This window comes from Pseudoalteromonas sp. 3J6 (assembly GCF_903995135.1).
Lineage (GTDB): Bacteria > Pseudomonadota > Gammaproteobacteria > Enterobacterales > Alteromonadaceae > Pseudoalteromonas.
In genome coordinates, this window is the sequence record NZ_LR877185.1 from 2284500 (window position 1) to 2308045 (window position 23546).

General features: G+C 41.7%; 16 protein-coding genes and 2 rRNA genes. 17 read left to right on the plus strand and 1 reads right to left on the minus strand.

Annotated features, from left to right (window positions below; all coding sequences use genetic code 11):
• Positions 1 to 158: 158 nt before the first annotated feature.
• The 7 genes from P3J6_RS10290 (at position 159) to ihfA (ending at position 9151) form a co-directional block, all read left to right on the plus strand.
• Positions 159 to 3043: ribosomal RNA gene (locus P3J6_RS10290) — 23S ribosomal RNA — on the plus strand.
• A 137-nt stretch (positions 3044 to 3180) separates the two neighbouring features.
• Positions 3181 to 3295, plus strand: a 5S ribosomal RNA gene (gene rrf, locus P3J6_RS10295).
• A 325-nt stretch (positions 3296 to 3620) separates the two neighbouring features.
• Positions 3621 to 4676, plus strand: coding sequence for a DUF2066 domain-containing protein (locus P3J6_RS10300; protein ID WP_198522949.1), 1056 nt, complete (start codon positions 3621 to 3623; stop codon positions 4674 to 4676).
• Entirely contained in the window at positions 4676 to 5386 is a 711-nt protein-coding gene (gene hda / locus P3J6_RS10305; RefSeq protein ID WP_010392888.1) for a DnaA inactivator Hda, read from the plus strand. The genes P3J6_RS10300 and hda overlap by 1 nt, the downstream gene beginning before the upstream one ends.
• Before the next feature lie 82 nt (positions 5387 to 5468).
• Positions 5469 to 6449 carry a phenylalanine--tRNA ligase subunit alpha gene (gene pheS, locus P3J6_RS10310; RefSeq protein ID WP_008468473.1) on the plus strand — a complete coding sequence of 327 codons (981 nt, stop codon included), beginning with the start codon at positions 5469 to 5471 and terminating at the stop codon, positions 6447 to 6449.
• A gap of 15 nt (positions 6450 to 6464) precedes the next feature.
• Positions 6465 to 8852, plus strand: a complete 2388-nt coding sequence (pheT, locus tag P3J6_RS10315) for a phenylalanine--tRNA ligase subunit beta (RefSeq protein WP_198522950.1) — start codon at positions 6465 to 6467, stop codon at positions 8850 to 8852.
• A gap of 2 nt (positions 8853 to 8854) precedes the next feature.
• Positions 8855 to 9151 carry an integration host factor subunit alpha gene (gene ihfA / locus P3J6_RS10320; protein ID WP_008114070.1) on the plus strand — a complete coding sequence of 99 codons (297 nt, stop codon included), beginning with the start codon at positions 8855 to 8857 and terminating at the stop codon, positions 9149 to 9151.
• A 41-nt stretch (positions 9152 to 9192) separates the two neighbouring features.
• On the opposite strand, the gene P3J6_RS10325 is transcribed toward ihfA, so the two are convergent.
• On the minus strand, positions 9193 to 9990 hold the full coding sequence (locus tag P3J6_RS10325; RefSeq protein ID WP_198522951.1) for a DUF2989 domain-containing protein: 798 nt from the start codon (positions 9988 to 9990) through the stop codon (positions 9193 to 9195).
• 487 nt (positions 9991 to 10477) lie between these two features.
• Between P3J6_RS10325 and P3J6_RS10330 the strand changes: the two genes are divergently transcribed.
• The 10 genes from P3J6_RS10330 (at position 10478) to ccoG (ending at position 23533) form a co-directional block, all read left to right on the plus strand.
• Positions 10478 to 11920: a glyceraldehyde-3-phosphate dehydrogenase gene (locus P3J6_RS10330; protein WP_010392881.1), complete on the plus strand. Its 1443-nt coding sequence runs from the start codon at positions 10478 to 10480 to the stop codon at positions 11918 to 11920.
• A 192-nt stretch (positions 11921 to 12112) separates the two neighbouring features.
• The gene (locus P3J6_RS10335) at positions 12113 to 13240 is read left to right on the plus strand and encodes a M14 family metallopeptidase (RefSeq protein WP_198522952.1); all 1128 of its coding nucleotides are present in this window, start codon (positions 12113 to 12115) and stop codon (positions 13238 to 13240) included.
• 361 nt (positions 13241 to 13601) lie between these two features.
• Positions 13602 to 15104, plus strand: coding sequence for an alanine/glycine:cation symporter family protein (locus P3J6_RS10340; protein WP_198522953.1), 1503 nt, complete (start codon positions 13602 to 13604; stop codon positions 15102 to 15104).
• A gap of 123 nt (positions 15105 to 15227) precedes the next feature.
• Complete coding sequence (locus P3J6_RS10345; RefSeq protein ID WP_008114079.1) at positions 15228 to 15554, plus strand: hypothetical protein; 327 nt, start codon at positions 15228 to 15230, stop codon at positions 15552 to 15554.
• Position 15555: 1 nt separating this feature from the next.
• Positions 15556 to 15837, plus strand: coding sequence for a YeaC family protein (locus tag P3J6_RS10350; protein ID WP_008114080.1), 282 nt, complete (start codon positions 15556 to 15558; stop codon positions 15835 to 15837).
• Positions 15827 to 18511, plus strand: a complete 2685-nt coding sequence (locus P3J6_RS10355; RefSeq protein WP_198522954.1) for a DUF349 domain-containing protein — start codon at positions 15827 to 15829, stop codon at positions 18509 to 18511. The genes P3J6_RS10350 and P3J6_RS10355 overlap by 11 nt, the downstream gene beginning before the upstream one ends.
• A 90-nt stretch (positions 18512 to 18601) precedes the next feature.
• Positions 18602 to 19156: a DUF1439 domain-containing protein gene (locus tag P3J6_RS10360; protein ID WP_010392868.1), complete on the plus strand. Its 555-nt coding sequence runs from the start codon at positions 18602 to 18604 to the stop codon at positions 19154 to 19156.
• A 64-nt stretch (positions 19157 to 19220) separates the two neighbouring features.
• Positions 19221 to 20522, plus strand: coding sequence for an ABC1 kinase family protein (locus P3J6_RS10365; RefSeq protein ID WP_198522955.1), 1302 nt, complete (start codon positions 19221 to 19223; stop codon positions 20520 to 20522).
• A 56-nt stretch (positions 20523 to 20578) separates the two neighbouring features.
• Positions 20579 to 21997 (plus strand): sigma-54 interaction domain-containing protein, encoded by a 1419-nt coding sequence (locus P3J6_RS10370; RefSeq protein WP_178955656.1) that lies wholly within the window; start codon positions 20579 to 20581, stop codon positions 21995 to 21997.
• A gap of 153 nt (positions 21998 to 22150) precedes the next feature.
• Complete coding sequence (ccoG, locus tag P3J6_RS10375; RefSeq protein ID WP_198522956.1) at positions 22151 to 23533, plus strand: cytochrome c oxidase accessory protein CcoG; 1383 nt, start codon at positions 22151 to 22153, stop codon at positions 23531 to 23533.
• The last annotated feature ends 13 nt before the right edge of the window (positions 23534 to 23546 follow it).

Sequence of the window (23546 nt, forward strand, 5' to 3'; positions counted from 1 at the left end):
TTGGTATTTGTACAGAGTTTTCAAAAGTAAAAAAGAATGATAGCAGTATCATTCAGTGCCAATTTAATCCTCGGATTAATTGGTATCTACTTTAGTATTCAATATTAACTTCTGGCGAAGTTAAACTGTCACGAAACAAAGACCCGTTTGGGTTGTATGGTTAAGTGACTAAGCGTACACGGTGGATGCCTTGGCAGTTGGAGGCGATGAAGGACGTATTAACTTGCGATAAGCCTAGTCAAGCTAGTAAAAAGCACTTGAGACTAGGATTTCCGAATGGGGAAACCCACCTGCTTGCAGGTATCGTTAACTGAATACATAGGTTAACGAGGCGAACGCGGAGAACTGAAACATCTAAGTACCCGTAGGAAAAGAAATCAACCGAGATTCCGATAGTAGCGGCGAGCGAAATCGGAACAGCCCTTAAGCTTATTATGTGTTAATGGAAGGCTCTGGAAAGTGCCACGATACAGGGTGATAGTCCCGTACATGAAAACGCATTTTAAGTGAAATCGAGTAGGTCGGAGCACGTGAAACTTTGACTGAATATAGGTGGACCATCATCTAAGGCTAAATACTCCCAACTGACCGATAGTGAACCAGTACCGTGAGGGAAAGGCGAAAAGAACCCCTGTGAGGGGAGTGAAATAGAACCTGAAACCGTGTACGTACAAGCAGTAGGAGCCCCTCGAGGGTGACTGCGTACCTTTTGTATAATGGGTCAGCGACTTATATTTTGTAGCGAGGTTAACCGATTAGGGTAGCCGTAGGGAAACCGAGTCTTAACTGGGCGAATAGTTGCAAGGTATAGACCCGAAACCCGGTGATCTAGCCATGGGCAGGTTGAAGGTTGAGTAACATCAACTGGAGGACCGAACCCACTAACGTTGAAAAGTTAGGGGATGACCTGTGGTTAGGAGTGAAAGGCTAATCAAACCGGGAGATAGCTGGTTCTCCCCGAAATCTATTTAGGTAGAGCCTCGGACGAATACTTACGGGGGTAGAGCACTGTTAAGGCTAGGGGGTCATCCCGACTTACCAACCCTTTGCAAACTCCGAATACCGTAAAGTAATATCCGGGAGACACACGGCGGGTGCTAACGTCCGTCGTGAAGAGGGAAACAACCCAGACCGCCAGCTAAGGTCCCAAAGTCATAGTTAAGTGGGAAACGATGTGGAAAGGCCCAGACAGCCAGGAGGTTGGCTTAGAAGCAGCCATCCTTTAAAGAAAGCGTAATAGCTCACTGGTCGAGTCGGTCTGCGCGGAAGATGTAACGGGGCTAAACTATGCACCGAAGCTGCGGATTCAGAATTTATTCTGAGTGGTAGGGGAGCGTTCTGTAAGCGGTTGAAGGTGTACCGGGAGGTATGCTGGACGTATCAGAAGTGCGAATGCTGACATGAGTAACGATAATGCGGGTGAAAAACCCGCACGCCGGAAGACCAAGGGTTCCTATCCCATGTTAATCAGGGTAGGGTAAGTCGACCCCTAAGGCGAGGCCGAAAGGCGTAGTCGATGGGAAACGGATTAATATTTCCGTACTTGGTATAATTGCGATGGGGGGACGGAGCAGGCTAAGCAAGCATGGCGATGGTAGTCCATGTGAAAGTGTGTAGGCTAGTGACTTAGGTAAATCCGGGTTGCTGTTAGGCTGAGACACGAGACGAGTCACCAAGGTGATGAAGTTGCTGATGCCATACTTCCAGGAAAAGCCTCTAAGCTTCAGATTATACCGAATCGTACCCCAAACCGACACAGGTGGTCAGGTAGAGAATACTAAGGCGCTTGAGAGAACTCGGGTGAAGGAACTAGGCAAAATCGTACCGTAACTTCGGGAGAAGGTACGCTCCGATTGGTGATGAGACTTGCTCTCTAAGCTGATTGGAGCCGCAGTGACCAGGTGGCTGGGACTGTTTATTAAAAACACAGCACTGTGCAAAATCGCAAGATGACGTATACGGTGTGACACCTGCCCGGTGCCGGAAGGTTAATTGATGGGGTTATCTTCGGAGAAGCTCTTGATCGAAGCCCCGGTAAACGGCGGCCGTAACTATAACGGTCCTAAGGTAGCGAAATTCCTTGTCGGGTAAGTTCCGACCTGCACGAATGGTGTAACCATGGCCACGCTGTCTCCACCCGAGACTCAGTGAAATTGAAATCGCAGTGAAGATGCTGTGTACCCGCGGCTAGACGGAAAGACCCCGTGAACCTTTACTACAGCTTGGCACTGAACATTGAACCTACATGTGTAGGATAGGTGGGAGACTTTGAAGCAGAGACGCTAGTTTTTGTGGAGTCGTCCTTGAAATACCACCCTTGTAGTTTTGATGTTCTAACGTTGGCCCCTGAATCGGGGTTACGGACAGTGCCTGGTGGGTAGTTTGACTGGGGCGGTCTCCTCCCAAAGAGTAACGGAGGAGCACGAAGGTTGGCTAAGTACGGTCGGACATCGTACGGTTAGTGTAATGGTAGAAGCCAGCTTAACTGCGAGACAGACACGTCGAGCAGGTACGAAAGTAGGTCATAGTGATCCGGTGGTTCTGAATGGAAGGGCCATCGCTCAACGGATAAAAGGTACTCCGGGGATAACAGGCTGATACCGCCCAAGAGTTCATATCGACGGCGGTGTTTGGCACCTCGATGTCGGCTCATCACATCCTGGGGCTGAAGTCGGTCCCAAGGGTATGGCTGTTCGCCATTTAAAGTGGTACGCGAGCTGGGTTTAGAACGTCGTGAGACAGTTCGGTCCCTATCTGCCGTGGGCGTTTGAGAATTGAGAGGGGTTGCTCCTAGTACGAGAGGACCGGAGTGAACGAACCGCTGGTGTTCGGGTTGTCATGCCAATGGCATTGCCCGGTAGCTACGTTCGGAACTGATAAGCGCTGAAAGCATCTAAGCGCGAAGCAGGCCTCGAGATGAGTTCTCACTAGACTTTTAAAGTCTCTGAAGGGCCGTTGAAGACTACAACGTTGATAGGCAAGATGTGGAAGTGGTGTGAGCCATTAAGCTAACTTGTACTAATTACCCGTGAGGCTTAACCATACAACGCCAAACGCGTTTTATGTGATAGTGAAACAAGCGAAGAAGTTAATAGACTAAAGTAGATTACTGAAGACATTTTATTATCAGAATTCCAAATTTTAGTTAGTGCGTAGTAATACGGACTGACACCAAATTTGCTTGGTGACAATAGCGTTTTGGACCCACCTGACCCCATGCCGAACTCAGTAGTGAAACGAAACAGCGCCGATGATAGTGTAGCATTTGTTATGTGAAAGTAGGTCATTACCAGGCTCCAAATAAGAGAAAGCCCGATTCGAAAGAGTCGGGCTTTTTTACGTCTACAGGAAAGTGAAAATACTAGCTATCAGCCGTCAGCTATCAGTTGCACAGCGTCAAACTGACCACCGTATCGTGGGTTTAGTATCTCGACAATATTCTAGGTGATTGCCGTAATTAAGTAGCGCACCGACTCCAATTAGTCGGTATTTACTTTGAGGTTTTTTTATGATCATTAAAGCGAGCTTAATGGCGTTAGTGACTGAGAAAAATATAATTTTGCTTTGTTACTGGCTTTGATTTAGGATCAAAACAGTTTAAAACCATGAATGATTTGCCTGTGTATAGATTATTAATTAGCGCCTTATCCATTTTCTTTTGTGTTTCTGTATCAGCAGTTGAAGTAACTGATCTATATCAAGATATTTTGGTCGTAGAAGATAAATCTCGTGATACTCGTTTAGACGCTAGCCGCAAAGCGTTGCTTAACGTATTAGTAAAAGTGAGTGGTGACAAAAGCGCAGATGAAAATCGAGTCGCTAAGCAACGCACTAAAGATATATCCGATTATATGCTGAAATTTGAATATGATGAGCGTATCCCCGGAGAGCTTAAATTATTAGTTAAGTTTGAAGCACGAAAAATCGATGCACTAATCAAAGAGCTTAATTTGCCATTATGGGGAATGCAACGACCACTGGTTGCAATCTGGTTAGGGATTGAAGATAACAGGCAACGAGAGCTAGTAACTCAAGAAAGTTACCCACAGTTAGAGCAGCTTATTTATGATAAGGCAAGCCGTCGTGGATTACCTGTCGTTGTGCCTTTGCTTGATTTACAGGATAGACGCCTTGTTGGTGTCCCTGAGGTTTGGGGGAACTTTTCTGAACCAGTAGAAGAGGCATCTAAACGTTACAGTGCTGAGCGCAGTATTACTGCTAGAATGTATCAAGAGTTTAACTCCGATAATTGGGTATTAGATTGGCGTTTTACTAATGACGAAATGTTTGAGTCTAACCGAATTATTGGCTATAGACAGCAAATCGTTGCGCAAATGATTGATGATTTAGCGCAAGGTTTAGCTGGCGAATATGCGATCGATCCGAATGCGTATTATGAGCAACGTACTGCCAATTTGACCTTAAAAGGGACAGGTAATTTTGTGTATATAGAGTTGGCAAAGCGCCGTCTACTCAACCTAAGTGTTGTCACCCAAGCGGTTATTATACGTAAAACTCCCGATTCTGTTGAATTTAAGCTAGATCATACCGGCACTGTAAACGATCTTAAAAAAGCCCTTGGTCTTGATAATGCCTTTAAAGATTATGTCGACCCCCGTGCTTTTTATCACATAGTTGATAAGCAAAGCCTAGAGTATCAATGGGTTGAAAACTAATGCTAACTCAAGAGCCAATGCAAATGGCGCTACCGGTTACTTTACCGGATGATGAAACATTTGCCTCTTATTTTGGGGGAGAAGACTCATTAGAGGTTAACCACCTTAAAGATAGCTTTTCTAAGCTATCTCAAGCTTTTCAGTATACTTATTTGTGTGGCTTAGGAGACTCAGGTAAATCCCACTTGTTATACGCCACCTGTATTCAAGCCCAAGAGCGTGGCTTATCGAATATGCTGCTATCAATGCGAGAAGTTCTACATTTTGGCCCGATGGTTTTAGATGGTCTTGAGGCGCTAGATGTATTATGTATTGATGATGTTCACTTAGTGGCGGGTAATGATGCATGGGAAAAAGCGTTATTTAATTTCTTCAACCGCTTTAATGAGCCTAATAAAATGCTGGTAGTAACTGCTGATTTACTGCCAAATATGCTTAATATTAGCTTGCCTGATTTAGAATCACGCTTGAAGTGGGGGACCACCTTTCAAATTCGCTCCATGAGTGATGATGATAAAGCACAAGCGCTAGTAAAGCGGGCTAACATGCGCGGTCTTGAACTGAGTGACGAATGCGCGCGGTTTTTATTAACCCGTTTAAGTCGTGATATGCGCGCATTATTGGATGTATTAGACAAATTAGATCACGCATCCATGGCTGCACAGCGAAAATTAACTATTCCTTTCATAAAATCAACGCTAAAGCTGTAGTAGGTCTAGAATCTAGACCCCGCTTTCAGTTATCATTAGCTAACTAAATTGTAATCACCTTCTTTGAAAGATCAGGTATCGAATGAACTTAGAAAATATATTAGCGCAAGCACTTGAGGCAGTTGCCAGTGCCAGTGAAATCGCGCAACTAGAAGAGATCAGGGTTAACTACCTTGGTAAAAAAGGCGAGATCACCAGCTTACTTAAAACACTGGGTAAAATTGCTCCTGAAGAACGCAAAGAAGCAGGCCAGGTAATCAATCAAGCTAAGCAAGATGTGCAAAGCGCAATTAATGACAAGCGTGAGCTTTTAGCGAGTAAAGCACTAGAAGAAAAACTAGCTGCTGAAACTATCGATGTAACTTTACCAGGGCGCGTTATGCCTTCTGGTGGCCTTCACCCAGTAACACGTACAATTGAGCGTATTGAAAGCTTTTTTGGTGAACTAGGCTTTGAAGTTAAATCAGGCCCTGAAGTTGAAGATGATTTTCATAACTTTGATGCCCTAAATATTCCTGAGCACCATCCTGCTCGCGCCGACCACGATACCTTTTACTTTAATCCTAAGTTGGTGTTGCGTACTCAAACTAGTGGTGTGCAAATTCGTACCATGGAAACAGAGCAGCCGCCGCTTCGTATAATTTCACCAGGGCGTGTATATCGTAATGACTACGACCAAACACATACACCTATGTTCCATCAGGTGGAAGGTTTAATGGTCGATACGGACGTTAGCTTTACTGAGCTCAAAGGTATTTTACATGACTTCTTACGTAACTTTTTTGAAGAAGATATGGAAATTCGTTTCCGTCCTTCATTCTTCCCATTTACAGAGCCCTCAGCTGAAGTTGATGTAATGGGTAAAGATGGTAAATGGTTAGAAGTATTAGGCTGTGGCATGGTTCACCCTAACGTACTTAAGTCTGTTGGTATCGATCCTGAAAAATACACCGGTTTTGCTTTTGGTATGGGTGTAGAGCGCTTAACTATGTTGCGTTACGGCGTAAACGATTTACGTGCGTTTTTCGAAAACGACTTAAAATTCCTAAACCAGTTCCGTTAAGAGTGAAGAAATAAAATGAAATTTAGTGAAAAGTGGTTAAGAGAGTGGGTAAATCCTGCAATTGATACGCAAGCTCTTTCGGAACAGCTTTCAATGGCTGGTTTAGAAGTAGATGGCGTAGAGCCGGCAGCAGCCAAATTTAATGGTGTTGTTGTAGGTGAGGTGGTTGAATGTGGCCAGCACCCTGATGCAGATAAACTACGTGTAACAAAAATTAATGTTGGTGGTGATGAACTGCTTGATATTGTTTGTGGTGCACCAAATTGCCGCCAAGGTATTAAAGTTGCTGTTGCCACTGTTGGTGCAGTATTACCAGGTGATTTTAAAATTAAAAAGGCCAAACTTCGTGGTCAACCATCATACGGCATGTTGTGTGCGTTTGATGAGCTAGGCATTAGCGAAGAGGGCGATGGCATTATGGAATTGTCGCTTGACGCGCCGATTGGCACAGATTTACGCGAATACTTAGGATTAGATGACAACATCATAGATGTAGATTTAACCCCTAACCGTGGTGACTGTTTAGGTATTAAAGGCCTTGCTCGTGAAGTTGGCGTACTGAACAGCATTGATGTTAATACATTAAGTATTCCAGCGGTAGCACCGACAATTGAAGATAAAGTTTCAATAGAGTTGGTTAACGATGAAGCTTGTCCTCGTTATTTAGGGCGTGTTATCAAAGGCATTAACCTTAATGCTGAAACACCTCTATGGATGGTTGAAAAGCTACGCCGTAGTGGTGTGCGTTCAATCGACCCGGTAGTTGATGTGACTAATTATGTGTTATTAGAGCTTGGTCACCCAATGCATGCATTTGATTTAAATGCTATTGAGGGTGGAATTAAAGTACGTAGTGCAAACGCAGGTGAAGAATTAGTTTTACTTGATGGTAACACTGCAAAGTTAAATGAATCGACATTAGTGATTGCCGATCATCATAAAGCGTTAGCCATTGCTGGTATTTTTGGTGGTGAGCAATCTGGCGTTACTGAAAAAACAGCTGATATTCTGTTAGAAAGCGCATTCTTTAACCCTGTTGCCATTGCTGGTCAAGCACGTAGCTACGGTTTACACACCGATGCATCTCATCGCTATGAGCGTGGTGTAGACTTTGCTCTACAACATGATGCAATGGAGCGCGCTACAGCGTTACTGCTTGAAATTGTTGGTGGTGAAGCGGGTCCTGTTGTTGAAGCTGTGGCTGCTGATAAGTTACCAAAGGTAACTGAAGTACGTTTACGTCGTTCACGTTTAGACCGCGTTATTGGTCATCATATTGAAGATGCGAAAGTAACCGATATTCTGACGCGTTTAGGACTTGATGTTAAATTTGACAATGATAGCTGGAGTGCTGATGTACCAAGCTACCGTTTTGATATTCGTATCGAAGAAGATTTAATTGAAGAAGTTGCACGTGTATACGGTTATAACAGCATTCCTAATGTTGCACCAACTGCAAAACTGAAAATGACCACGCATGATGAGTCAACTGTTGCCCTGAGCCGTTTTCGTAATGCCTTAGTAACACGTGGCTATCAAGAAGCCATTACTTACAGTTTTGTTGACCCTAAAGCGCAAGCTATTTTACACCCTGAGTGTAATGCATTGGTATTGCCGCACCCAATTTCAATTGAAATGTCAGCGATGCGTGTAAGTTTAATGCCAGGGTTGCTTTCATCTGTTGCGTATAACCAAAACCGCCAACAACCTCGTATTCGCTTATTTGAACACGGCCTTAAGTTTATCAGTGATGTAAATGCTGAAAATGGTGTATACCAAGTGCCTGTTATTGGTGGCGTTATTACTGGTTTGGTTCATGGTGAGCATTGGGTTGAAGAAAAACGTAACGTTGATTTTTATGACCTAAAAGGGGATGTTGAAGCATTACTTGCAATTACCAACGATGTTAGCCGCTTTGAAATTAAAGCTGAGCAATCTGATGGTCTTCATCCTGGCCAGTCTGCCGTTATTTATGTTGATGGTAAAAAAGTAGGTTTCTTTGGTGCATTACATCCTCAAGCGCAAAAATCGTTAGATATCAACAATGCTACTTTTGTGTTTGAAATTGAAATGTCGGCATTAGAAAAAAGAAATTTACCTCAAGCTGTAGGGGTGTCTAAATTCCCATCAAATCGCCGCGACATCGCGATTTTAGTACAAGACAGCGTTAAAATTGGTGATATTTTAAACGTCATCGGAAAAGTTGGCGGAAATCAATTGGTTGACCTAAACTTATTCGATGTGTATAAGGGCAAAGGTATTGAGCCAAATTATAAGAGTTTGGCGATTGCTCTAACACTGCAGGCGGTTGATAGAACACTCGAAGAGAAAGATATCAATCAGGTAGTTGATAACGTGGTGGCCGCACTGGCCGAACAGTTTAATGCATCGTTGAGGGACTAGATATGGCGCTTACTAAAGCCGACATAGCTGAACACCTATTTGAAAAGCTCGGGATCAATAAAAAAGATGCCAAAGATTTAGTTGAAGCGTTTTTTGAAGAAATCCGCTCAGCGCTTGAAAAAGGCGAGCAGATTAAGCTCTCTGGATTTGGTAACTTTGATCTTCGAGATAAGAAAGAAAGACCGGGACGTAATCCGAAAACGGGAGAAGATATTCCAATTTCAGCGCGTCGCGTAGTTACTTTTAGGCCGGGGCAAAAGTTAAAGACCCGTGTCGAAGTAGGCACAAGCAAAAAATAAACAAAAAGGCAGCGCAAGCTGCCTTTTTTGTATCTGTTGTATTATTTCCGGGGAGAAATAAATTTTCCTTGGTTTATTTGGTGTAATGTTTGCACGGCGAGGGCATCTAAACTGTCTAAATTCTTTTCTTGTGCTATTAATTGCTGCTCAATTAATAATATATCGATATTTTTTATACCAGAGAGCTCTGCTATTTTGGCAAAAATGTACGCGTGCTTATATTGGTGGTGCTTATAGAAAAGGCTAATTAAAGAGGTGTAAATTTCTGGATCAGGTATTTGCTTAGCTTGATTTAACGCCAATGTGTTGTATAAAAAACCAATCGCTTTTTGCTCATCAACTTTAATGTAATAAGACGCTAAATAAAATTGCATTTCAGCACTTGTTTCCACCGCGGGGGTATTTTCTAGAGCAAGTAGCCGGGTGAGTGCCGTTTCATCATTGTTTCTTGACCAATGGTAATAGAGTAGGCCAGGGTGAGTGGTTGCATGTGTTTGCTGATAAATACGTGCCATTTCTCTATTACTGGTGAGGTAGGCTCGTCGACGGGCGGTAGTTTTACCTTTTAGTTTTATATGCTGAATATTAGCGGCTAAGCCAATACATTGGTTGTAATGCTCAAACGCTTTGAGTAGTTGATATTTGTTCTCATCGGTTGGTTGTAAGGATTCGCGGTAGCGAGAAAAAATAGTACGCTCTCGCAGTGCCTTACAGTGGCTATCGTGGTTAAGGTCATTGCATATGGCGGGTGATTGCGCACAAACATCTTCAACGGTAAAAGATTCTTCACACCCTGCAAGCAACAATGCAAAAGTGAGGGTTATGCGCTTAAAAGCCATCCGAGTCTCTCAATTTATTAGGGTCTGTTGACCTTTCAAGGTTGAATTTGCAGCAGTCTGTTTGGTATAGAGGCAAGGCAGAGCCTATGTGGTGTGGTTATTCCCCATAAATAGGCGATAACGCAGCATCAATGCCAAACAGGCGCTGCCCGAAGGGTTCTGCCTAGGGGCGATTTACTCTTTGTTGCCTACATGGATGTAGGTAAGGGGCGTGAGCAGGACGCGGAAGCTTTGCTCGGTTTTGACTTAGCCCACTAGGTTACAAACCTCGCGCCGCGATTAAGCTGCCCCTAGTTTGAACAAATTTTAATCCGCAAAGGTCAACAGACCCTCATATAATATTATTCTAGCCTAAACTTTAGTCTCTAACAGTAGAGAATAAAATGAGATTAAATTAGAATAGGCCTGCCCGAAGGAATGTGTTGCTCTCAAAATTCGATACATTCTTAGGCTATCCGTTCAAAATTGTTTAATTAGGTAAAAAAAAATGACCTCATCTCACGAGTTAGAATACACAAGTAGCTGGCAAGAACGTCAAGATTACGCTGAAAGCATGCAACCAATTATTGGTAAATTGTACCGTAATCGTGGTATTGAAATCGCTGTTTACGGCCGTCCATTAGTAAACTCAAGCACTATTGATATTATTAAGTCTCATAAATCAGTAGCCCAGTTTGAAGGAACTAAACTTCGCCTACGTGAAAGCTTCCCATTCTTAGAAGCTATCAGCAAAATGGAATTAAATTCTGCCCGTATCGATATTGGTAAATTAGCATACAGCTATTTATACACAGATGCTGCGAATGGCCGTTCAGTAGAAGAGTTTGTTAAAGACGAGCTAGCTGAAATTGTTAATTCTGAGCCTAAAGCGCCACGTGACGTAGTACTTTACGGCTTTGGTCGTATCGGCCGCTTATTAGCACGTTTGCTAATTGAAAAGTCAGGCCCATACGCCGACTTAAACCTACGCGCTATTGTTGTGCGTGGTGGTAAAGACGGCGATTTAGAAAAACGTGCAAGCTTATTGCGTCGTGATTCTATCCATGGTCCGTTTAATGGTTCAATTACCATTGATAAAGAACGTAATGCTATTAAAGCTAATGGTAGCTACATTCAAGTTATCTACGCTAATTCGCCAAGCGAAGTTGATTACAGTGCCTACGGTATCGAAAACGCACTTGTTGTTGATAACACTGGTATTTGGAAAGATGAAGCTGGTCTTGGTCAACACTTAGAATCTAAAGGTGCTGCAAAAGTATTATTAACAGCGCCAGCTAAGGGCAACATTAAAAATATCGTTTACGGTGTAAATAACCAAGATATTTTACCTGAAGATAAAATTGTATGTGCTGCAAGCTGTACAACTAATGCAATAACGCCAACATTGAAAGCATTAAACGATCAGTTTGGTATTAAGAATGGTCACGTTGAAACAGTTCACTCATACACTAATGACCAAAACTTAATTGATAACTACCACAAAGCAGAACGTCGTGGTCGTGCTGCGGCACTTAACATGGTTATCACTGAAACAGGTGCAGCTAAAGCGGTATCTAAAGCATTACCAGAGCTTGAAGGTAAACTAACAGGTAACGCAATTCGTGTACCTACACCAAACGTATCGTTAGCTATCTTAAACTTGAATCTTGAAAAGAGCACGACGGTTGAAGAACTTAATGCGTTTTTACGTGAAACAGCACTTCACTCAGACCTACGTGATCAAATCGATTACACAGCATCAACTGAAATCGTGTCTACCGATTTAGTTGGTAGCCGTTACGCAGGTGTTGTTGATTCTCAAGCAACGATTGTTGATGAAAACCGTGTTGTACTTTACGTATGGTACGATAATGAGTTTGGTTATAGCTGTCAGGTAGTTCGCTGTATGCGCGATATGGCAGAAGTCTCATTCCCAAGTTTACCTCGATAAACACTTGAGCAATTAAAAAAAGCCAGCACTTGCTGGCTTTTTTAGGTCTGAAGATTTTTAAAGTGTAGTGGTTATGGTACGCTTTATTAAATTGAGTACGTAGTAATAGGCGTTTAAAGTGCATTAACACGTACTTACCCCTTGGCTAAATCCTTTAGTCAAGACACACAGTTAACTAATAGGTTTGTTGTAATGAAAATCAGTAGCAATTTTGACAGTGGTAATATTAAAGTTATTGAAGCCACCGATCCGTTAAATATTCAGTTGGAAATTAATAAAGATTATCAGTCTGAGTTTTATCAGTGGTTTCACTTTCGTCTTGAAACAACGCCTTATCAACTACATCAGTTAAATATTAATAATCTTGATAATTCTGCATACCCAGATGGTTGGGTCGACTACCAAGCTGTTGCCTCATACGACCGTCAAACATGGTTTCGTGTACCGTCTTCGTATGAAAATGGCACACTAACATTTGAGCTTGAGCCTGAGTGCAGCAGCGTTTACTTTGCCTATTTCGCTCCATACAGCTACGACCGCCATTTAGACTTATTATCATGGGCACAAAGCCAAGAGCTTTGTCAGTTAGAGACGCTAGGTCAAACCTTCGATGGGCGTGATATGAGCGTGCTTAAGATTGGCCAGCCAAGTGCAGATAAAAAAGTCATTTGGGTTACCGCTCGCCAACACCCAGGTGAAACTATGGCAGAGTGGTTTGTAGAAGGCTTATTACACAAGCTACTTGATGATGAAGACCCACATGCTGCAGCCTTACTATCAAAAGCGGTATTCTATGTAGTACCAAACATGAATCCAGATGGCAGTGCACGTGGTCACTTACGTACTAATGCTAAAGGGGTTAACTTAAATCGTGAATGGCAAACGCCAAGCATGGAAAATAGCCCTGAAGTTTACTTGGTGCTTAATAAAATGCGCGAAGCAGGCTTAGACATGCACCTAGACATTCACGGGGATGAAGCTATTCCATATAACTTTGTTGCCGGTAGCGAAGGTATACCAAGCTATGATGCACGCTTAAAAGGCTTAGAAGATAGCTTTAAAGCCGCGCTTTTAACGATTACTCCAGAGTTTCAAGATATTCATGGCTACGATAAAGACGAACCAGGTCAAGCTAACTTAACAGTAGGTTCATCAGCGACCGCTGAAGAATTTAAAGCGCTTACTTACACAGTTGAAATGCCATTTAAAGATAATAATGACTTACCAGATCCAGATTACGGCTGGTCAGATCGCCGTTCATATCAATTTGGTCAAGACACGTTAGCAGCCATTGTTAATGTTGTAGACAACTTAAGATAAAACGTTTGTTTCAAAGGGTATCAATAATATTGATACCCTTTTTATTTTAAGCTAAACCGGCCGTACCAGAAAATAAAATTCATTTACCCACCACAGCACCAAAACATTCCAATACACCTTCTCGGCAGATTTAATACCGCATAGTCTATATCAACCTGCACTGCGTAAAACGTCATCGACAAGTCTATAGTGAGTTGTTTTGAAAATTAACTGTTAACAAGGTTGGGCACTTAAGTTAATATAAATTAAACAATAAGAAAGGCGGAAAAGATTAACCCCTTATTTCGTAAAGCTTATGACAGGTATTCTGAATAGCAGAGTATGGTAATTAATAATAATAAATATAACTGTGAGGATGTTCATGGAAGCTTTTGTAAGCGCCGTTAATGATGTTGTTTGGAGTAATGCACTCATCTATTTATGCCTTGGCGCAGGCTTATTTTACTCAGTGCTAACTCGATTTGCTCAAGTTAGACATTTTAAAGAAATGTGTAAGCTATTATTTAGCCCTAACACTTCAGAGAAAGGGATCTCGTCTTTTCAAGCCCTTGCGGTCTCGTTATCTGGCCGAGTAGGGGTTGGTAATATTGCCGGTGTTGCAGCCGCAATTGGTTTTGGTGGCCCGGGCGCTATTTTTTGGATGTGGGTTGTTGCTTTTTTAGGTGCAAGCACTGCATACGCAGAATCCACATTAGGTCAAATTTATAAATTAGAAGAAGACGGCCAATACCGCGGTGGTCCAGCCTATTATTTTGACCGTTGCTTGGGGCAAAAGTGGCTGGCTGTTTTATTTGCTGTATCGGCAATTATAGCCTGTGGGGTTTTCTTACCAGGCGTACAAGCAAACGCTGTAGGTAATGCATTCACTCAAGTATTTGGTGATGGCACTATGGTGTCTACAAGTTTTGGTGACGTAGGCAGCTTTAAACTGGTTGCGTTGGCTATTATTCTTATTGTTTTAGCGTTTATTATTTTTGGTGGTATAAGACGCATCGCTAACTTTACGCAAATTGTTGTGCCATTTATGGCGCTTGGTTACATCGTTCTCGCCTTAATTGTGGTATTTATAAACTTAGACAAAATACCGGGCATTTTCTCGCTCATCATTGGTGATGCATTTACAGCTCAAGCAGGCTTTGGTGCCGCAATTGGCTGGGGTGTTAAGCGTGGAATATACTCAAATGAGGCCGGTCAAGGTACAGGCCCTCATGCAGCGGCTGCAGCAGAGGTTGATCACCCTGCACAGCAAGGTTTAGTTCAAGCTTTTTCTGTTTATGTTGATACACTCTTTGTATGTACAGCAACGGCATTAATGATTTTAATAACGCAGCAATACAACATTGTTGGCGAATTACCTGCGGGTCAATTCATTGTACAAAACGTTGATGCAGCAACTGAAGTGGGGTCAGCAGCGTTCACCCAAATGGCGTTGTTTAGTGTATTTGGTGGCTTTGGGGAAGCGTTTGTAGGCATCGCCTTATTTTTCTTTGCTTTTACCACCATACTGGCTTACTACTTCATTGCAGAGACGAATATCGCGTACTTAAACCGCTACTTTAAAGGAAGTATTCCGCTTGTAGCCGTAAAACTTGTCATTATGTTTATGGTAGCCTACGGCATGGTTAATAGCTCAGGTTATATTTGGACTATTGGCGACATAGGCGTTGGCTTAATGGCGTGGATAAACATATTGGGTATATTAGCTATTTTCTTTGTCGCTAAACCGGCCTTAACATGTTTGAGTGATTATGAAGACCAGAAGAAGAAAGGTGGAGAAATCACGTTTGATCCCGTTAAATTAGGGATTAAAAATGCTACCTTCTGGGAAAAGCGTCTTGAGAAGCAATCTAAAGACGCTGAATAAACAGACCCTAATAACCTAATATGAACTATTGGGTTAAATTCAAAAAAGACAAAGAGCAATAAAACAAGTACAATGAAAAGCGCCGAAAGGCGCTTTTTTTATGCGTAGTATGGAGAGAGATGTATGGCGATTATTCGTTGCCCCAAATGTGCAAAATCAATTTCAGATAAACATCCGCAGTGTCCACATTGCCAAAGTAACGTTGCTGAATTAAATGCCGAGCAAGTTCAACAACTTCAACGTGAGCAGCGAATTAAAAAGCAGCAAATGTTTATGAACCACTCCTTTTTAGCGCTGATCTTATTTTTAGGTGGCTTCTTTTGTTTGTACTTCCTACAACCTCAAGAAAAAACACTTCAGTGGTATGCGTATACCTCAGCCATAGGCATTGGCTGTATTTGGTACCTTATTAACCGTATTATTTTAGTGACTCTGAAAAAGAAAAAATGACATGAATATTGACAACCTAGTACAGAATATTACTCCAGAATTATTTGAGCGCCTACAATATGGCGCATCAACAGGAAAGTGGCCAGATGGCACACCTTTATCAGATGAACAAAAACAACAAACAGTCCAACTTGTGATGTTGTATCAAGCAAAAGTAGCACAATCAAACGAGCAGTTTACCATTGGTGCAGATGGAGAAATGATCCAAAAAACCAAAGCGCAACTACAAAAAGAATTTAAATCAGATAACGAAATAGCTAGGTTCAGTGAAAATGATCTTTAAACACCTTTTTACACCAAAATGGAAACACCCGAAGCAACAAGTTCGTTTAGATGCGATTGAAAAACTTGATGTAGCACGCGACGTAACAATTTTAAGCACCTTAGCGCTTGAAGACTCATCAGCTGAAATTCGTCGTAAAGCACTGCAAAAAGTAAACGATTTACCGCTTTGGTGGAAAGCTTACAAGCAAGATCAGGCATTAAAAGATGTGGCTGAGCAACAAATTTCGTCTGCTGTATTAAACAGTGAAAGTAGCTTATCGGCACAGATTAAAAATGAGTATATTGAACGCTTTGCACCGGTTAAAACCCTTGAAAAACTAGCATTTGCAGAAAAAGAACTGCAAGTGAGAGTTAAGCTCTTAAAACGCCTAGCAAACCCTAAACTGATTGAAAAAGCCTTTAAAGAAGCCAATGAAGAGCTGCAACAGCAGTTAGTTGATTTAGTGATTACTCAGCAGTTAACTAAAGCACTGTTAAAGCATGCTCAAGGTGAAGCTAAAGTAGCGCTTGAAAGTCATCTTGAAAACGAGCGTTTAGCACTTGAAATGCCATCGCAAGTTGAAAACGCAACCCGTGTTATTTTAGCCAAGCTTAATGCATTGCGTGATAAAAATGACTACGCCATTGTTGACCCACAAGCCGCAGAGCTCATGGCACAATGGCAAGCTCTAGAATTAAAATGGCTAAGTGAAGAACATGTAAAAACCCTTGATGCTAAGTATATTTCAATTACCGATAAGCTTGATGCCCACATTGCCATACTAAAAGCGCAGCACGAAATAGAGCAGCAACGTTTAGCTCAGCAACAGCGCCAAGTGTTAGCGTTAGCTACGTTAGAAGCATTAAGTGAAGAAATTGAGAATGCATTACAGTTAGGCTTAGAAACGCCAGAGCAAATTCAGCAAGATTGGCTTAATGCAAAAGTAGCGCAAGCGAAAGACACGCTAGATAAAACGGAACTGGTGGCTGATCAGCAATCAAAACAAGTGATTAATAAGCTTGAGCAATTATTCTCACAAGTTGCTAAGTTGCCTGAGCTAACTGCGGCGATTAAAGAATATAAAATTGCCTACAATGCGCTTAGTGAAATAAAACCTGCAGAGCAACTTAGCGATTACGATCAACAGTTAACAGCATTCAATAATACCTTTAAAACTGCACGCAGCCACTTAAATTTACTTAGCGCTGATTTACAAACGTCATTTAAAGCTCAGCTTAATGCGCATAAGAAGCAGTTTTTAGCTGCAATGAGCGAACTCACTAAGCCGTTAGAAAAAACTCAAAGCCAAGCTAAGCGAAAAGCGCGTGATGTTAAACGTTTAATTGAAGAAGGGCGTTTTAATGTTGCATTTGGTGTATTTAAAGGCTTCGAAGAGCTATTTAATGCCCTAACTGAGAAATACCAACAGCCGCTGGTTAACTTAAAAGCTGACCTAGAAGCGCAGCTAGCTGATGCTAAAGATTGGCAAAAGTATGCAGCGGCCCCTAAACGCACTGCACTTTTAGAAGAAGTAACACTGTTAGTTGATGAGCCTTGTAACGATCCGCAACAGCGTGCTGACCAAGTTAAAGTATTGCGTAAGCGTTGGAATGAACTAGGTCGCCTTGATACAGAGCAAGAAAAGCAGCAAGGAAATGAGTTTGATGAAAAAATTGAGCTATTGTTCGCACCTTGTCGTAGTTATTTCGCAGAGCAAGAAATCCAGCGTGAAGCGGCTAAAGTAGAGCGTGAGCAACTAATAGCGAAAATGCATGCACTGCATTTACAAGCGACAGAGGATGCTGATTTAGATTGGAAACAATTTGAAAGCCACTACAACCGATTACAAAAAGCATGGCGTAGTGTAGGTAAAGTTGATCCTAAAACATACCGAATTTTAAACGAGCGTTATAAGGCAGAACAGCAGCTAGTTGTATCTTCACTTAATGCGTTTCATAAAGGCAATGCCGCACTTAAAAATGAGCTCGTTGAGCAAGCGCAACAGCTATCTCAAAGTGAAAACCTAGCAGAGGCGTGTCAGCAGTTAAAGCAGTTACAGCAACAATGGCAGAGTATAGGGTTTGCAGGCTTAAAAGCTGAGAATGCACTATGGCAAAAATTCCGTGAGTTTAATGATGCAACATTCACTAAACGCAGCGAAGAGTTTGAGCAGCAAAAACGCGAGCAAGGTGAATCAGATAAGCTAGCAACAGCCGAACTAAATGAGCTCGAAGCGGCTTTAAATAGTGTTGAAGGTAAAGCCCAATTACTTGATCTGCAAACCAAAGTTAAAGGGTATATGCCATTTAAATCGTTAACGCCTAAAGTATCCGCTTTATTGTCAGCTATAGATGAAAAGCTAACCGGATTAGCCGCCAAAAACGAACAAGCTAACTTAAACGCATTATTTGTTGCGCTTGAGAATAATGAACCAGTGCCAAGTCAGTATACTGGTGTGGTAAAAACGTCATTAAGTATCGAGCAGTTGCTAACGCGTATGGAAATACTAGCCAACGTGAGTTCGCATGACTCAGCGCAAAGAATGGTTGAGCAAGTGGCAATGCTAGATGACAAGCACCGTGGAGACCACGCTGATTTAAACTATTATTTAAAGCAATTAATTGCACTCAGCGAAGGTTCAGTCAAAACTGACACACTAGCAAGGTTAAAAGTTATTTTTGCTGTAAATTAACTTTTATCAACTAAAATAAAAAAACCGCTATTAAAGCGGTTTTTTATTATGGCTACTTACTGCCAATACGATTAATGAATAGGGTTTTGTATGAAAATTTTTGTTTTTATTTCACTATTATTTTTAACTGCCTGTAACAGCACTCAGGGTATTTCAGTTTATTCATTTACAAATTCAGAGGTTGAGTCGTTACTAAATAAAGAGTTACCTAAACTAAGTGAAAAAGTTAGCCTGATGGGCTTACCTGTGCAGTTTGATGTAAATGATTTAAGCGTTAATATTGGTCCCGACAACAGTGATTATGTTTTATTAGGTGCTGATTCGAGCGCCGAGATTAATGCCTTTGCATTAAAGTATCCTGTGCGTTTAAAGTTACAAATACAAGGCACGCCTTTTTATGATAGCGAGAAAAAAGCCGTATTTTTACGTAATGTTAAGTTACGCGATTCAAGTATCGATGCAGGGGGTTTTAAAGGTAATTTAGAAGTGCTGGATAATGAGGCGATGGATGTCATGAATGCATTTTTAGCGGTTAACCCTGTTTATAAGTTAAATATGAACGACCCTAAAATGGCACTGTTAAGTAATTTACCCTTAGATTTAAAAGTAGTCGAAGGCGCGATTAAGCTAGTACCTCGGTTATAATTTAGATCTAATAAGCGTAATAAAACGTATTAACTGACCTTATTATTAATAGATTAGGTTAATTATGGCTAATGAGCGATCCGTTCCCACCTCTCGACTTTCACGATTTGCAAAGTTAGGCTCATTAGCCACAGGTGTTGCCACAAATATGTTAGTAGGTGGTGCCAAAAGTGCGCTTAGTGGTAAAGGCTGGGATAATAAAAGCTTGTTACTCCAGCCGAAAAATATTGAAAACTTAGCCACTCAGCTGTCGCACCTTCGCGGTGCGGCAATGAAGCTTGGGCAGTTACTTTCAATGGATGCTGGCGACTTATTAACTCCCGAGCTTGCGCAGTTACTGTCTTTGTTGCGTGCCGATGCCAACCCAATGCCACATAAGCAATTAGTGAGCGTGCTAAAAGAGCAATGGGGGGATGACTGGTTATCGCGTTTTTCTCATATTGAACTAAGGCCGTTTGCAGCTGCATCAATTGGGCAGGTTCATTTAGCTTATATAGAAAATGGTGATCAATTAGCGGTTAAAATTCAATATCCAGGTATTTCTAAAAGTGTGGTAAGCGACGTAGAGAATGTGATCACTTTACTTACTTTATCGCGATTATTACCTAAAGAATTTGATATAAAACCCTTAGTTGAAGAAGCGAAAGCGCAGTTACTAGCTGAGGCTGATTACACCCTAGAAGCTCAGTATTTAGCACGCTATAAAAACTTATTATCGACGAACACCCACTTTAAAGTGCCTAGTGTGTATGTAGAGCACAGTACTGCACAGGTACTTACAATGGAGTTTGTTGACGCCAAACCCATAGAAAGTATTTGTGATTTACCGGCTTCTGAGCGATGCTTTGTTGCAGAGCAACTAATTGATCTGTTCTTTAAAGAAATGTTTGAGTTTAAGTTAATTCAAACCGACCCCAACTTTGCTAATTACCATTACCAACCAGAATCACAAAAAATTGTGTTATTTGATTTTGGCGCCACCCGAGAAATAACGGCTACCCTTAGTGATGCTTATTTAGCCCTGTTTAAAGCTGGCAGTAATAATGATCGTGAAGGCGTGCTCAATGCTGCCACTGCTATTGGCTATTTTAAAGACGCTCTAAAAGATGACTATAAAGAAAGAGTGATTGATTTATTTTTAATGGCTTGCGAGCCACTTCGCTATAATGGTGAGTTTGATTTTAAAAACAGTGAACTTGCTAGCAACATCAAAGATGCTGGAATGCAATTAAGTGCACAGTCGCAGCAGTGGCATACCCCACCTGTGGATGCATTGTTTATTCACCGTAAATTAGCTGGCTTATATTTAATTGCAGCGCGTTTAGACGCCAAAATAAATATTAAGGCGTTATTTAGCCATTATTAAGTGCTAAAGCAGGATAAAATTGGCATAATGCTCGCGATATTTCGCGAGGTTGTATTATGATAAAAAACTTTTTAAACGATCCTACCTTATTGCTCAATGCGGTAGGTGAGGGTATATATGGATTTGATTTGTCCGGTAATGCGGTATTTGTAAACCCAGCTGCAGAGCGAATGACTGGGTGGACGGCCGATGAATTATTAGGAAAAAAAATACATCAATATCATCATCATAGTCATGCCGATGGCACCCCTTACCCTGCCGATGAGTGCCAAATTTATTGCACTATGTTTGATGGCAAACGCCGCGAAGTAAAAAACGAAGTATTTTGGCGCAAAGATGGTAGTGCCTTTGCAGTTGAGTACACCTCCACTCCCGTTTATAAAAATAACCAGCTTATTGGTGCTGTGGCAGTATTTCGCGATATATCAGCACAACAGCAAACCCAAACCCAGTTGCACGAAGCGTTAGCTCAAGTAAAGCATCTAAGCGAGCAGCTAAAAGATGAGAACGATTACCTTATTGCCGAGCTTAACGAGGATTGGCAAGATTCAGGACTGGTTGGCCACAGCGCTGTATTCCAACGCATGTTAGATCAAATACAGTTAGTGAGTGAAACCGACAGCACCGTACTCATTCTTGGTGAAAATGGCACTGGCAAAGAGTTGGTAGCGCGTAACTTGCACCGTCTCAGTAAGCGCAACGAACAAGCATTCATAAAAGTAAATTGTGCGGCATTCACTCCAAGTTTATTAGAGTCAGAACTTTTTGGGCATGAAAGGGGCTCATTTACTGGCGCTAACGAGCGTCGTAAAGGACGTTTTGAACTTGCCGATCACGGCACCTTATTTTTAGATGAAGTCGCAGAGCTGCCGTTAGAGTCCCAAAGTAAGCTATTAAGGGTATTACAAGAGCGTGAATTTGAACGCGTTGGCGGTAGTCAAACCCTAAAGGTTGATATTCGCATCATTGCTGCAACCAACCGTAACTTGTGGGAAATGGTACAAGCAGGGCAGTTTAGAATGGACTTATATTACCGTTTAAATGTATTTCCTATTCATGTGCCAGCACTTAAAGAACGAAAAGAAGACATTCCTTACTTGTGTCAAAACTTAATTGCACAAATAAACAAGCGCTTAGGTAAGCAATTGCAAGGGTTAAGTACAAAAGCGATCAGACAATTACAAGCCTATGACTGGCCAGGTAACATTAGAGAGCTACAAAATGTACTCGAACGAGAAGCTATTTTATCTAAACACTCTACATTACAGTTAAGTCAGTCGCTCAAAGCGGGCGATGATAACGCCATAAACCCAACGCTTACACTTGATGAAGCACAAAAACAGCATATAAGCAGCGTATTAGCACTGTGTAATTGGAAAATTGCAGGTGAACAAGGCGCGGCAAATAAGTTGGGCTTACCAGAGAGCACCTTACGCTCAAAAATGCAAAAGTTAGGACTGCGTCGTCAGAGCTAGCTCGTGATATATCGCGATAGTCGCTAAATATCGCGATATTATAGTTCGGTTTTATTTTTAAAGTCATTTAATATCAATGCTTTAGTTTAACTTTCAGTGTGGTCTGAAAGTTGCAAATACTTGTTTAGTACCCGTCACTATGAAGTAAGTAGCATGAAGTTTGATATTAAAGAAGAAGACATGATCATAAAGCCCTATAAAGAAGAGGGGCCAATTTATATACGCGAGCAAAAAGGTTTTTTTCAACGTATACGTCGCAATTTAGGCTGGTTGTTAATGCTGAGTTTTATTGCCATTCCGTGGGTTCAATATAACGGCCAGCAAGCGGTTTTATTGGATGTGGCCACCCAAAAATTTACTATTTTTGGCCTTACCTTGCTCCCTCAAGACTTTATGATTTTAGCCATGCTGTTTATGGTGGGAGCGTTTGCCCTATTTTTTGTTACCAACTGGCTTGGCAGAGTATGGTGTGGTTATACCTGCCCACAAACCATTTGGATGTTAATGTTTTCTTGGGTTGAGCAACGTATAGAGGGTACGCGTAACCAGCGTATTAAGCTTGATAAAAGCCCTTGGGATATTACCAAATGGCGAAAAAAAATCACTAAGCACAGTGCTTGGCTGGTTATTTCGATACTCACGGCGACCTCATTTTTAGCGTATTTTATCCCCGCTAAAACCTTGTATCTCGAAATGTTAAATTTAGAGTGGTCTGGGATCACCAGTTTTTGGGTATTTTTATTTGCGTTTTGTACTTATGGAAATGCGGGCTTTTTACGTGAAAAAATGTGTACTGTGGCGTGTCCGTATTCGCGCTTTCAATCGGTTATGTTTGATAAAGATACGCTGGTGGTTACTTACGATAGCGAACGGGGTGAAAATCGCGGCCGACGTAAACGCAAAGCTGATCCTAAAGCGCTTAATTTAGGCGATTGCGTAGACTGTAACTTATGTGTGGAAGTATGCCCTGCAGGGATTGATATTCGCAATGGCTTGCAATATGAATGTATTAACTGTGGTTTATGTATTGACGCTTGTGACGACACCATGGATAAGTTTGGCTACGAAAAAGGCTTAATTAAATACGCCAGTGAAAAGCAAATGGCAGGGCAAAAAACGAATCCATTTAGGCTTAAACTTGTAGGCTATGGGGCGTTAACTGCGCTATTAATTTTATCTATGCTTGCATGGATGTTACAACGTACCCCTATAGAAGCCTCAGTACTTAGAGATAGAAACGCATTGTACCGGGTAAATTACGAAGGCTTAGTTGAAAACCCTTACACGCTCACTATTATCAATAAAACTCAGCAACCGCTGCATTATTCAATTTCAATTAGCGGTTTAGAGGGGGCTACATTGCAAAGCCCAAATGCTATATTAGTAGAGCCTGGGCTGATGAAAAGTGTGCCGGTAACGGTGACTGCAGACGGCTACGATTTAGCACGCAAAGTGAGCAAGCTGAGTTTTGTGATTACTTCGCAAGAGGATCCTGCAATTACTATTACCAAAGACAGCCAGTTTTATAAAAATTAATAAAGTATGAGTC